Genomic DNA, 12153 nt, shown 5'->3' on the forward strand with positions numbered 1-12153 from the left:
GGACACGGCTCCCACCGTGACGGACACCGCCCGCGCCGCGAGGCACGGCGTGTCGGGCGGATCCGGCGAGGGACTACCCGGGCCCCGCGATCGGCGCCCCGGTGACCACGTGCGAACCGCTCACGCGCGGGTGAGCGCCGATTCCGCGGCCGGCCCCGGCAGGTCCGCCGCGACCCCGGGCCGCTCGCGCAGCGACAGCAGGACACGCAGAACGCCGATCCACACCAGGCAGGAGCCGAACATGTGCAGGCCGACCAGAGCCTCGGGAAGATCCGTGAAGTACTGGACGTAGCCGATGACACCCTGGCCGAGCAGGATCAGGAACAGGTCGCGGGTGCGGTCCAGCGGGCCCCTGGGAGCGTCGACCGCCTTGAGGACGAACCACAGGGCGAAGGTCAGCGTGACGACGATCCAGGCCAGCACGGCGTGCAGCTTGGCGACGTTCTCCCAGTTCACGTGCATACGGTCGACCTCGCTCGAGTCGCCCGCGTGCGGCCCCGCGCCGGTGACCACCGTACCGACGGCGATCAGTACCACGGCCGCGGCGACCAGACACCACACGAGCTGCTGCACCGCCTTGCCGACCAGCGGGCGCGGCGCGCCGGAGCCCTCCCGGGTGCGCTGCCACATCACCGCCGCGACCGTGATGAGCGCGGTCGAGAGCAGGAAGTGCGCGGCGACCGTGTACGGGTTGAGGCCGACCAGGACGACGACGCCGCCGAGGATCGCGTTGCTCATGACGATCCAGAACTGCGCCCAGCCGAGCCGGGTGAGATCGCGCCGCCACGGCTTCTCGGAACGCGCGGCGATGATCGCCCAGCCGACCGCGGCGCACAGCACGTAGGTCAGCATGCGGTTGGTGAACTCGATGACCCCGTGGAAACCCATCGCGCTCGTCGTGGTGAGCGAGTCGTCGGTGCACTTGGGCCAGGTCGGGCAGCCGAGCCCCGAACCGGTCAGCCGTACCGCGCCGCCGGTGACCACGATGACCACGGACATGACCAGCGCGGCGAGTGCCGCGCGGCGCACCGTCCGTGCGGTGGGGGTCCAGCGTTCGGCGATGAGGGCGAGCGGGTTGCGCGCGAGGGCTACGGCGTCGGCTCGGGTCACGTGGGGCACGCGCCCCATCGTAGGCGGCCGCTTGTGCACGCCTTCACGAGGGCCCCGGCACCGGCGCGGACCGCCGCTCCCGGACCCCGCCACCGGCGCCGCGAGGACTCTCCCCACCGGCGCCGCGAGGACTCTCCCGGGGCAGCCGCCCCGCTACTCCCAGCGGAAGAACCGGCCCGCGGCCGCCAGACCCACGACCGCCCAGACCGCCAGGATCCCCAGGTCGCCCCACGGCATGCCCGCGCCGTGCTGGAGCACGTCCCGCAGGCCGTCCGAGAGCGCCGAGATCGGCAGCAGACCCAGCACGTCCTGGACACCGGAGGGGAACTTGTCCATCGGGACGATGACCCCGCCGCCCACCAGCAGCAGCAGGAAGACCAGGTTCGCGGCGGCCAGGGTCGCCTCCGCCCTCAGCGTGCCGGCCATCAGCAGGCCGAGGCCCGAGAAGGCGGCCGTACCGAGGACCAACAGGAGCAGGACGGCCGCCGGATCGCCGTGCGGCGACCAGCCGAGCGCGAAGGCGATCACCGTCAGCAGGACGACCTGGAGGGCCTCCGTGACCAGCACGGACACCGTCTTCGCGGTCATCAGGCCCCAGCGGGGGAGCGGTGAGGCGGCGAGCCGCTTCAGGACCCCGTAGCGCCGCTCGAAGCCCGTGGCGATGGCCTGGCCGGTGAAGGCCGTCGACATCACCGCGAGCGCCAGGACGCCGGGTGTCAGGAAGTCGACCGCCTCACCCTTGCCGGTGTCGACGATGTCCACCGAGCCGAACAGGACCAGCAGGAGGGCCGGGATGACGACCGTGAGGAGGAGCTGCTCGCCGTTGCGCAGCAGCATGCGCGTCTCCAGCGCGGCCTGCGCGCCGATCATGCGGGACAGCGGGGCCGCCCCCGGGCTCGGGGTGTAGGTGCCGGCGGTGGTCATGAACGCGACTCCTCACCGGTCGGTTCCAGGCCGTACCGGCCCGGGGGACGTCCCCCGGGCCCCCGGCCGGTGTGCAGTCGGGCCTGGTTCATGAGCGCAGCTCCTTGCCGGTCAGCTCCAGAAAGACGTCTTCGAGGGTGTGCCGCTCGACGGAGATCCTCTCCGGCATCACCCCGTGCTGCGCGCACCAGGAGGTGACGGTGGCCAGCAGCTGCGGATCGACCTTCCCGCCCACCCGGTAGGCGCCGGGAGTGAGCTCGGCCGCCGTGCAGTCGGCCGGGAGGGCCTTCAGCAGGGAGCCGACGTCGAGGCCGGGGCGGCCGCTGAACCGCAGGGTGTTCTCGGCACCGCCGCGGCACAGCTCCTCCACGGAGCCCTGCGCGATGACCCGGCCGGCGTCGATGATCGCGACGTCGTCGGCGAGCTGCTCGGCCTCGTCCATGTGGTGCGTGGTGAGGATGACCGAGACCCCGTCGGCGCGCAGGTCGCGGACGAGGTCCCAGGTGGCCCGGCGGGCCTGCGGGTCGAGGCCGGCGGTCGGCTCGTCGAGGAAGACCAGCTCCGGGCGGCCGACCACGGCCATCGCGAGCGCGAGGCGCTGCTGCTGGCCGCCGGACAGCCGCCGGTAGGTCGTACGGCCACAGCTGTCGAGGCCCAGGCGCGCTATGAGCGCGTCCACGTCCAGCGGACGGGCGTGGAGCTTCGCCACGTGCCGGAGCATCTCGTCGGCCCGTGCGCCGGAGTAGACCCCTCCGGACTGGAGCATCACGCCGATACGGGTGTGCAGCTCACCGGAGTCTCTCACCGGGTCGAGGCCCAGGACGCGCACCGTGCCGGAATCCGGCCGCCGGTACCCCTCGCAGGTCTCGACCGTGGTCGTCTTGCCCGCGCCGTTGGGTCCGAGTACGGCGGTGATGCCCGCCCCGGCCACCAGGTCGAGGCCGTCCACCGCGGTCTTCGTGCCGTACCGCTTCACCAGGGCCTGGACCTGGACCACGGGCTCGCTTCGCATGAGGCGCAAGTCTAGGGACGTGTCCGGGGCCCCCGGCCCCCGGGGGCCGCATCCGGCCAGGGCGCACCGGGGCGGTGCAGCGCGAGCCAGCGCTCCGCGTACGCCACCGCGTCGGCCACCGGGAACAGACGTACGTCGGCCGCGCCCACCCGGCCGCGTACGACGGGCCGGTCCCGCTCGAAGTCGGAGCCCAGCTCGTCGAAGCGGTCGGAGTCGATCGCGACCTCCGTGACCACCTCCCACCGGGTCGCTCCCCGCGCCGTCCGCACCGGGCGTCCGACCTCGACGAGCTGTGCCGGTATGCGGTACTCCGCGAGGTGGAAGCTGGTGCACGTGTCGTAGCCCGCGCCGAGCAGGAGCACCCGGGCGCCCAGGGCCTCCAGCCGGGCCAGCGGGCTGCGCTCGCCGAGCCGGCAGTCCGGGGCGTGGCCGTCGACGATCTCGGCCGCGCGGGGGCCGAGAGCCGCGAAGGAGGTCTGCGGGTGCGCGCTGCGCAGGGCGCCGGGCCAGGTGCGGACGGTCTCCGGGATCACGCCGAGCCCACGGGTGGGCGTGATGAGGGGGTCGTAGGCGGGCATCGTCGCCCGAATGGCCGGCCACCACTCCTCGGGCACCGGCGGGCGGCTCCACAGGGCCGGGTCGGACAGCTCGCCGGACTGTGTGGGGACCACCAGCGTGCCGTCGGGACCGAGTGCGTCGAGCAGCCCCTGGACGACGGCGACCGGGCCGCCGTTGACCCAGCCGAGGGAACGGAGCGAGGAGTGCACGAGGAGCGACTCCCCGGGGCGGACGCCGAGTGCGCGAAGCTCCGCGGCGAGGCTGCCCCGGGTGACGAGTGGGCCGGTGGGAGGGGGTGTCGACATGCTTCGCGAGTCTGCCCGAGACCTCGCCCCGGTGCCGGCGAATTGATCGATCAATGATCGTTTCCGCAGGTCAGCTTAGGCATGCCTAAGTGATGCAGCGCACCGTCCGCCTCCTGGGACGCGGGTTGTCAGGCCCTGAGGAATTACGCAACAATGGCGTTGTGAAAAACGTTGGCGAGGCTCGGGAGACCCCCACGGGGGCCCCGCAGGAGGAACTCGCGACCGGTGAGCGGTCCACCCGCAACCGGGTCGCGCGATCCATCCTGGACCACGGCCCGTCGACGGTGGCCGACCTCGCGGGACGGCTGGGGCTGACCCAGGCCGCCGTGCGCCGCCACCTCGACGCGCTGGTCGCCGACGACGTCGTGGAAGCACGCGAGCAGCGGGTCTACGGCGCGCGGACGCGCGGCCGGCCCGCCAAGGTGTTCGCCCTGACCGACTGCGGCCGGGACGCCTTCGACCAGTCCTACGACACGCTCGCCGCGGACGCCCTGCGCTGGATCGCGGAGCGTGAGGGCGGGGACGAGGCGATCGTCGCCTTCGCCCGCGCCCGGATCGCCGCCCAGGCGGACGCGTACCGCGAGGTCATCGAGTCCGCGGACCCCGAGGGGCGCACCGAAGCACTGGCCAAGGCCCTGAGCGCGGACGGGTACGCTGCTACGGCGCGTAGCGCACCGGTCGGCGAGCAGCTCTGCCAGCACCACTGCCCGGTCGCGCATGTCGCCGAGCAGTTCCCGCAGCTGTGCGAGGCGGAGACCGAGTTCTTCTCCCAGCTGCTCGGCACACATGTCCAGCGACTGGCCACCATCGCCCACGGCGACGGTGTGTGCACGACGTTCATCCCCAAGATTTCCAAGTCCGATCAGCGTGATCCCAACGCATCTGCAAGCACCGCCGGGAGGAACCCCGCATGACGCTCCCCATCGAGGAGACTGCCCACCCCGAGCTCGAGGGTCTGGGTACGTACGAATACGGCTGGGCCGACTCCGACGTGGCCGGTGCCTCTGCCAAGCGAGGCATCAACGAGGACGTCGTCCGCGACATCTCCACGAAGAAGAACGAGCCGGAGTGGATGACCAAGCTCCGCCTCAAGGGCCTGCGGCTCTTCGAGAAGAAGCCCATGCCCAACTGGGGTTCGGACCTGTCGGGCATCGACTTCGACAACATCAAGTACTTCGTGCGCTCCACGGAGAAGCAGGCGGAGTCCTGGGAGGACCTGCCCGAGGACATCAAGAACACGTACGACAGGCTCGGCATCCCCGAGGCGGAGAAGCAGCGCCTCGTCGCCGGTGTCGCCGCGCAGTACGAGTCCGAGGTCGTCTACCACCAGATCCGTGAGGACCTGGAGGAGCAGGGCGTCATCTTCCTGGACACCGACACCGCGCTCAAGGAGCACCCGGAGCTCTTCAAGGAGTACTTCGGCACGGTCATCCCGGTCGGCGACAACAAGTTCGCGTCGCTGAACACCGCGGTGTGGTCCGGCGGCTCCTTCATCTACGTGCCGAAGGGTGTGCACGTCGAGATCCCGCTCCAGGCCTACTTCCGTATCAACACGGAGAACATGGGCCAGTTCGAGCGGACGCTGATCATCGTCGACGAGGACGCCTACGTCCACTACGTCGAGGGCTGTACGGCGCCGATCTACAAGTCGGACTCCCTGCACTCCGCGGTCGTCGAGATCATCGTGAAGAAGGGCGCCCGCTGCCGTTACACGACCATCCAGAACTGGTCGAACAACGTCTACAACCTGGTCACCAAGCGCGCCGTGGCGTACGAGGGCGCGACCATGGAGTGGATCGACGGCAACATCGGCTCCAAGGTCACCATGAAGTACCCGGCCGTCTACCTGATGGGCGAGCACGCCAAGGGCGAGACCCTGTCCATCGCCTTCGCGGGCGAGGGCCAGCACCAGGACGCCGGCTCCAAGATGGTCCACATGGCGCCGAACACCTCGTCGAACATCGTCTCCAAGTCGGTGGCGCGCGGCGGTGGCCGTACCTCGTACCGCGGTCTGGTCGAGATCGGCGAGGGCGCGCACGGCTCGAAGTCCAACGTGCTGTGCGACGCGCTGCTCGTCGACACGATCTCCCGTTCCGACACGTACCCCTACGTGGACGTCCGCGAGGACGACGTGTCCATGGGGCACGAGGCGACGGTCTCCAAGGTCTCCGAGGACCAGCTCTTCTACCTGATGAGCCGCGGTCTGACCGAGTTCGAGGCGATGGCGATGATCGTGCGCGGCTTCGTCGAGCCGATCGCCAAGGAACTGCCGATGGAGTACGCCCTCGAACTCAACCGGCTGATCGAGCTGCAGATGGAAGGCGCGGTGGGCTGAGCACCGCCTTCCGCAACAGCTGGTGGCCCGCCTCTTCCGGCGGGCCCAGGATCTCCACCGACGCAGGAAAGAGAGCAGACCGACAGCCATGGCCGAGGCTCAGAACTCCCCCACCCTCAACTCCGTTCGGGCGGGGGGACCCCCACCGCTGGGTTCCACCACCGCCGGGCAGATCGCGGTGGCCGCCGAGTCGACCGTCGCCACCCGCATGAGCGCGCCCCCGTCCTTCGACGTGGCGGACTTCCCGGTCCCCCACGGGCGTGAGGAGGAGTGGCGTTTCACCCCGCTGGAGCGCCTGCGCGGGCTGCACGACGGCACCGCGGTCGCCACCGGCGACGGCGTGAAGGTCGACATCGAGGCGCCCGAGGGCGTCCTCGTGGAGACCGTCGGCCGCGACGACGCCCGGCTGGGCGTCGCCGGCATCCCCGTCGACCGCGTCGCCGCCCAGGCGTACTCGGCGTTCGAGAAGGCCGGTGTCGTCACCGTCCCCAAGGAGACGGTGCTCACCGAGCCGATCCGCATCGCCGTGCACGGTGAGGGCGGGGTCGCCTACGGCCACCAGGTCGTCGAGCTCGGAGCCTTCGCCGAGGCCGTCGTCGTCATCGACCACACGGGCGACGCGGTGCTCGCCGCCAACGTCGACTTCGTGCTGGGCGACGGAGCCAAGCTCACCGTCGTCTCCGTCCAGGACTGGGACGACAGCGCCGTGCACGTGGGCCAGCACAACGCCCTCATCGGCCGGGACGCCACCTTCAAGTCGTTCGTGGTCACCTTCGGCGGCGACGTCGTACGCCTGCACCCGCGGGTCGCCTACGCCGGCACCGGCGGCGAGGCCGAGCTGTTCGGCCTGTACTTCACGGACGCCGGGCAGCACCAGGAGCACCGCCTCCTGGTGGACCACAACACCCCGCACTGCAAGTCCAACGTCATGTACAAGGGCGCGCTCCAGGGCGACGGCGCCCACGCGGTGTGGATCGGTGACGTCCTCATCGAGGCCAAGGCCGAGGGCACGGACACCTACGAGATGAACCGCAACCTGGTTCTGACCGACGGCGCCCGGGTCGACTCCGTGCCGAACCTGGAGATCGAGACCGGCGAGATCGTCGGCGCCGGTCACGCCTCGGCCACCGGCCGCTTCGACGACGAGCAGCTCTTCTACCTGATGGCCCGCGGTATTCCGGCCGACGAGGCCCGTCGTCTCGTCGTCCGTGGCTTCTTCGCCGGACTGGTCCAGCAGATCGGCGTCGACGACATCGAAGAGCGGCTTCTCGTGAAGATCGACGAGGAGCTGGAGGCGTCCGTCTGATGACCGCCTCGACGACGTTCGTACGCGCCTGTGGGCTGAGCGAGCTGGAGGACGACACCCCGAAGCGGGTGGAACTCGACGGCACGCCGGTCTCGGTCGTGAAGACCGAGGGGGAGGTGTTCGCGATCAACGACATCTGCTCGCACGCGAACGTCTCGCTCTCCGAGGGCGAGGTGGAGGACTGTCAGATCGAGTGCTGGCTGCACGGCTCCGCGTTCGACCTCCGCACCGGCAAACCGTCCGGCCTCCCCGCGACGCGCCCCGTCCCCGTTTACCCCGTCAAGATCGAAGGGGACGACGTGCTCGTCTCCCTCTCCCAGGAGTCCTGAGGAACCCATGGCTACGCTTGAAATCCACGACCTGCACGTCACCGTCGAGGCCGACAACGCCACGAAGGAGATCCTCAAGGGCGTCGACCTCACCGTCCGGCAGGGCGAGACCCACGCCATCATGGGCCCCAACGGCTCGGGCAAGTCGACCCTCGCCTACTCGCTCGCCGGCCACCCGAAGTACACGATCACCGGTGGCACCGTGACCCTCGACGGCGAGGACGTCCTGGAGATGTCCGTCGACGAGCGCGCCCGCGCCGGCCTGTTCCTGGCGATGCAGTACCCGGTCGAGATCCCCGGTGTCTCCGTCTCCAACTTCCTGCGCACCTCCGCCACCGCCGTCCGCGGCGAGGCCCCCAAGCTGCGTACGTGGGTGAAGGAGGTCAAGGAGACCATGGAGCGACTCTCCATGGACCCCTCCTTCGCCGAGCGCAACGTGAACGAGGGCTTCTCCGGCGGTGAGAAGAAGCGCCACGAGATCCTTCAGCTGGAGCTTCTCAAGCCGAAGATCGCGATCCTCGACGAGACCGACTCCGGCCTGGACGTCGACGCCCTGCGCGTCGTCTCCGAGGGCGTGAACCGCGTCCGCGAGACCGGCGAGGTGGGCACCCTGCTCATCACGCACTACACGCGCATCCTGCGCTACATCAAGCCCGACTTCGTCCACGTCTTCTCCGGCGGCCGCATCGTCGAGTCCGGCGGCGCCGAGCTCGCCGACAAGCTGGAGAACGAGGGCTACGAGGCTTACGCGAAGCACGACGCAGTCGACACGAAGGGTGGCGTATCAGCGTGACGCAGCTGCCGGGCCTCCTCGACACCGAGGCGATCCGCAAGGACTTCCCCATCCTGGACCGACAGGTCCACGACGGCAGGAAGCTCGTGTACCTGGACAACGCGGCGACTTCGCAGAAGCCGCGCCAGGTGCTGGACGCCCTCAGTGGTTACTACGAGCAGTACAACGCCAACGTCCACCGCGGTGTGCATGTGCTCGCCGAGGAGGCCACGGCGCTGTACGAGGGCGCGCGCGACAAGGTCGCCGCGTTCGTCAACGCGCCGAGCCGCGACGAGGTGATCTTCACCAAGAACGCCTCCGAGTCGCTCAACCTCGTGGCCAACATGCTCGGCTGGGCCGACGAGCCCTACCGGGTCGACCACGAGACCGAGATCGTCATCACGGAGATGGAGCACCACTCCAACATCGTTCCGTGGCAGCTGCTCTCGCAGCGCACCGGCGCGAAGCTGAAGTGGTTCGGCCTCACCGACGACGGCCGTCTCGACCTGTCGAACATCGACGAGATCATCACCGAGAAGACGAAGATCGTCTCCTTCGTGCTGGTGTCGAACATCCTGGGCACCGTGAACCCGGTCGAGGCGATAGTGCGCCGCGCCCAGGAGGTCGGCGCGCTGGTCTGCATCGACGCCTCCCAGGCCGCGCCGCACATGCCGCTGGACGTGCAGGCCCTCCAGGCCGACTTCGTGGCCTTCACCGGCCACAAGATGTGCGGTCCGACCGGCATCGGCGTCCTCTGGGGCCGCCAGGAGCTGCTGGAGGACCTGCCCCCGTTCCTGGGCGGCGGCGAGATGATCGAGACCGTGTCGATGCACTCGTCGACGTACGCCCCGGCGCCCCACAAGTTCGAGGCGGGCACCCCGCCGATCGCCCAGGCGGTCGGTCTCGGCGCGGCGATCGACTACCTGAACTCGATCGGCATGGACAAGATCCTCGCCCACGAGCACGCGCTCACCGAGTACGCGGTGAAGCGGCTCACCGAGGTACCCGACCTGCGGATCATCGGCCCGACCACGGCCGAGGACCGCGGCGCGGCGATCTCGTTCACGCTGGGTGACATCCACCCGCACGACGTGGGCCAGGTCCTGGACGAGCAGGGCATCGCGGTCCGGGTCGGACACCACTGCGCGCGTCCGGTCTGTCTGCGGTACGGAATTCCTGCGACCACGCGAGCGTCGTTCTACCTGTACTCCACGCCGGCCGAGATCGACGCTCTGGTCGACGGCCTGGAGCACGTCCGGAACTTCTTCGGCTGAGGGGCTGGCTGGGATCGTGAAGCTGGATTCGATGTACCAGGAAGTCATCCTGGACCACTACAAGCACCCGCACGGACGGGGCTTGCGGGATGGCGACGCCGAGGTGCACCACGTCAACCCGACGTGCGGCGACGAGATCACGCTGCGCGTGAAGTACGACGGCGAGCAGATCACGGACATCTCGTACGAGGGGCAGGGCTGCTCCATCAGCCAGGCCTCGGCGTCCGTGCTCAACGACCTGCTCGTCGGCAAGGACGTGTCCGAGGCGCAGAAGATCCAGGAGACCTTCCTGGAGCTGATGCAGTCCAAGGGCCGGACCGAGCCGGACGACGCGATGGAGGAGGTGCTGGAGGACGCGGTCGCGTTCGCCGGTGTCTCCAAGTACCCGGCCCGGGTCAAGTGCGCCCTCCTCAGCTGGATGGCGTGGAAGGACGCGACCGCCCAGGCTCTGGGCGAGAGCGCCGAGAGGAAGACGGCATGAGCGAGAACGAGACCCTGACGACGAAGCCGGCCTCGGAGGAGGAACTCCGTGAGGCGCTGTACGACGTCGTCGACCCCGAGCTGGGCATCGACGTCGTCAACCTCGGCCTGATCTACGGCATCCACATCGACGACGCGAACATCGCGACGATCGACATGACCCTGACGTCCGCGGCCTGCCCGCTCACCGACGTCATCGAGGACCAGGCCAAGTCCGCCACGGACGGCATCGTCAACGAGCTGCGCATCAACTGGGTGTGGATGCCGCCGTGGGGCCCGGACAAGATCACGGACGACGGACGCGAGCAGCTTCGGGCCCTCGGCTTCAACGTCTGACCGGTCGTCACCTCGGCGTCTGACCGATCGTCCCCTCCGGCATCCGGCCGGTCGCCCACTCCGGCGGCCGGGCGGTGGTCCCGGTGACGTGGTGGCGTCCGAGCGGACGCCGACCCCGTAGTCGTACACACGCAGTCGTACCCGCGTGGCCCCCGGCAAGGTGCGCCGGGGGCCACGTCCGTTCGCGCTCCGCTTCCGGCCGTCCGGTCCCGTCCGGTCCGGGCTCAGGCCAGGCCGTCCACCATGCGGAACGCCGAGTCCGCGCGGAAGAGCCGGGAGTCGTCGTACGTCTCCAGACGGAGCCGGAAGTCGCGGTGCCGCAGACAGCGGCCCGGATAGTTCAGCGACTCCAGCACGACGGCGCCGCTGTACGCCGAGGCCCGGGGGCAGAAGGTGGCGTCCCTCTCGAAGAGGGCGGAGCCGTCGTCGCGGTCGGCGCGCAGTACGAAGTCGCGATGGCGGAGGTAGCCGCCGTCGGCGGTGGCGAAGGAGTAGCAGGAGGCGTTCCCGAGCCCCGCCACCACCGTGAAGTCGGCGTCCCGCCTGATGTCGGCCGAACTGCTCCCGGCGACCTGGTCGAGACGGACATAGCCGTTGCTCAAGTGCCAGTACCGGTCGGGGTAGTTGACGGACCGGATCGATTTCGGCGAGGGCGCGGACGAGGGCCGGGACGCGGACGGCTCGCCGGACGGCGCGGCCTTCGACGGTCCGGTGGCGCCGGGAGCGGCCTTGCCGCCGGTGTCCGGTGCGGAGGGCTTGGGGGACGCCGGGCCCGCCGGTGCGGAGCCGGAGGCCCGTACGGAGGAGGGGGTGGACCTGCCGGCCGGCGCCGACGCCTGGCCGGTGGCCGTGGCGAGGTCGCCCGACAGGAACGGCGGCTCCGTGTCGGAGACGGTCCGGTTCGCCCGGTCCTGTGACGCGTGGTCGGTTCGGCTGTCCAGTACGGCGATCGCCGTCGCGACGAGGATCACCATCGCGAGTCCTCCGGCCAGCCAGAGCCGCCGTGTTCCGGGCAGCCGTTCCTCGTCCGGGACCACACCGCTCAGCCAGGGCGCCGGGGGCTCGGTGAAGGAGGGCGGTCGCGCCGGGCAGGCCGCGCCGCGGGGGGTGGGCCGCCAGGCGGGTTCCTGCGCGATGGGCGCGGGGCGGTCGGGCCCCGGCGTGGGGTCCGGCGATATCTCGGGCATGCGTGTTCCTCCAGCGTCGCCGACGGCGCACGCGGACTCGTCCACTGCTTTCAGTACAGGTGGGGGCGCGAGCACCCGGAACGGTGGAGACCGTGAAGGCCGGGTGTGGGACTGGTGGAACAGTAGTGGAAGTGGTGAGTTCTGAGCAGTCGTTCGCCCGACTGATCCCGCGCGATCTTCCAGGCCCGGCAGTGTGGGGCGCCGGCTCCGCGGATGCGGCGCGGC

Annotated in this window: 13 protein-coding genes; 8 read left to right on the forward strand and 5 right to left on the reverse strand. The window is 70.3% G+C overall.

What is annotated here, in order from left to right:
* Positions 1 to 120 precede the first annotated feature (120 nt).
* The 4 genes from GFH48_RS30025 to GFH48_RS30040 all read right to left on the reverse strand — a co-directional run bounded on the left by GFH48_RS30025 (position 121) and on the right by GFH48_RS30040 (position 3909).
* Positions 121 to 1128, reverse strand: a complete 1008-nt coding sequence (locus GFH48_RS30025; RefSeq protein ID WP_153291230.1) for a COX15/CtaA family protein — start codon at positions 1126 to 1128, stop codon at positions 121 to 123.
* 135 nt (positions 1129 to 1263) lie between these two features.
* Positions 1264 to 2034, reverse strand: coding sequence for an ABC transporter permease (locus GFH48_RS30030; protein ID WP_153291231.1), 771 nt, complete (start codon positions 2032 to 2034; stop codon positions 1264 to 1266).
* A gap of 88 nt (positions 2035 to 2122) precedes the next feature.
* The gene (locus tag GFH48_RS30035; protein ID WP_153291232.1) at positions 2123 to 3046 is read right to left on the reverse strand and encodes an ABC transporter ATP-binding protein; all 924 of its coding nucleotides are present in this window, start codon (positions 3044 to 3046) and stop codon (positions 2123 to 2125) included.
* A gap of 11 nt (positions 3047 to 3057) precedes the next feature.
* Positions 3058 to 3909, reverse strand: coding sequence for an aminoglycoside N(3)-acetyltransferase (locus tag GFH48_RS30040; RefSeq protein ID WP_153291233.1), 852 nt, complete (start codon positions 3907 to 3909; stop codon positions 3058 to 3060).
* Between the two features lie 161 nt (positions 3910 to 4070).
* On the opposite strand from GFH48_RS30040, the gene GFH48_RS30045 reads away from it, so the two are divergent.
* The 8 genes from GFH48_RS30045 to GFH48_RS30080 all read left to right on the forward strand — a co-directional run bounded on the left by GFH48_RS30045 (position 4071) and on the right by GFH48_RS30080 (position 10741).
* Positions 4071 to 4823: a helix-turn-helix transcriptional regulator gene (locus tag GFH48_RS30045; RefSeq protein WP_153291234.1), complete on the forward strand. Its 753-nt coding sequence runs from the start codon at positions 4071 to 4073 to the stop codon at positions 4821 to 4823.
* Positions 4820 to 6244 carry a Fe-S cluster assembly protein SufB gene (sufB, locus tag GFH48_RS30050; protein ID WP_153291235.1) on the forward strand — a complete coding sequence of 475 codons (1425 nt, stop codon included), beginning with the start codon at positions 4820 to 4822 and terminating at the stop codon, positions 6242 to 6244. Before GFH48_RS30045 ends, sufB begins: the two co-directional genes overlap by 4 nt.
* A gap of 88 nt (positions 6245 to 6332) precedes the next feature.
* Positions 6333 to 7550 carry a Fe-S cluster assembly protein SufD gene (gene sufD, locus GFH48_RS30055; protein ID WP_153291236.1) on the forward strand — a complete coding sequence of 406 codons (1218 nt, stop codon included), beginning with the start codon at positions 6333 to 6335 and terminating at the stop codon, positions 7548 to 7550.
* The gene (locus GFH48_RS30060; protein WP_153291237.1) at positions 7550 to 7879 is read left to right on the forward strand and encodes a non-heme iron oxygenase ferredoxin subunit; all 330 of its coding nucleotides are present in this window, start codon (positions 7550 to 7552) and stop codon (positions 7877 to 7879) included. Before sufD ends, GFH48_RS30060 begins: the two co-directional genes overlap by 1 nt.
* Positions 7880 to 7886: 7 nt before the next feature.
* The gene (gene sufC, locus GFH48_RS30065; protein ID WP_153291238.1) at positions 7887 to 8672 is read left to right on the forward strand and encodes a Fe-S cluster assembly ATPase SufC; all 786 of its coding nucleotides are present in this window, start codon (positions 7887 to 7889) and stop codon (positions 8670 to 8672) included.
* Entirely contained in the window at positions 8669 to 9925 is a 1257-nt protein-coding gene (locus GFH48_RS30070) for a cysteine desulfurase (protein WP_153291239.1), read from the forward strand. Before sufC ends, GFH48_RS30070 begins: the two co-directional genes overlap by 4 nt.
* 16 nt (positions 9926 to 9941) lie before the next feature.
* Complete coding sequence (sufU, locus tag GFH48_RS30075) at positions 9942 to 10406, forward strand: Fe-S cluster assembly sulfur transfer protein SufU (protein ID WP_153291240.1); 465 nt, start codon at positions 9942 to 9944, stop codon at positions 10404 to 10406.
* A complete protein-coding gene (locus tag GFH48_RS30080; RefSeq protein ID WP_101405825.1) occupies positions 10403 to 10741 on the forward strand; it encodes a metal-sulfur cluster assembly factor in 339 nt (112 codons plus the stop codon). The genes sufU and GFH48_RS30080 overlap by 4 nt, the downstream gene beginning before the upstream one ends.
* Before the next feature lie 224 nt (positions 10742 to 10965).
* Here GFH48_RS30080 and GFH48_RS30085 read toward each other — a convergent pair whose 3' ends face one another.
* On the reverse strand, positions 10966 to 11928 hold the full coding sequence (locus GFH48_RS30085) for an AbfB domain-containing protein (protein WP_153291241.1): 963 nt from the start codon (positions 11926 to 11928) through the stop codon (positions 10966 to 10968).
* Between the last annotated feature and the right edge of the window lie 225 nt (positions 11929 to 12153).

Origin of the sequence: Streptomyces fagopyri (genome assembly GCF_009498275.1) — a bacterium.
GTDB lineage: Bacteria > Actinomycetota > Actinomycetes > Streptomycetales > Streptomycetaceae > Streptomyces > Streptomyces fagopyri.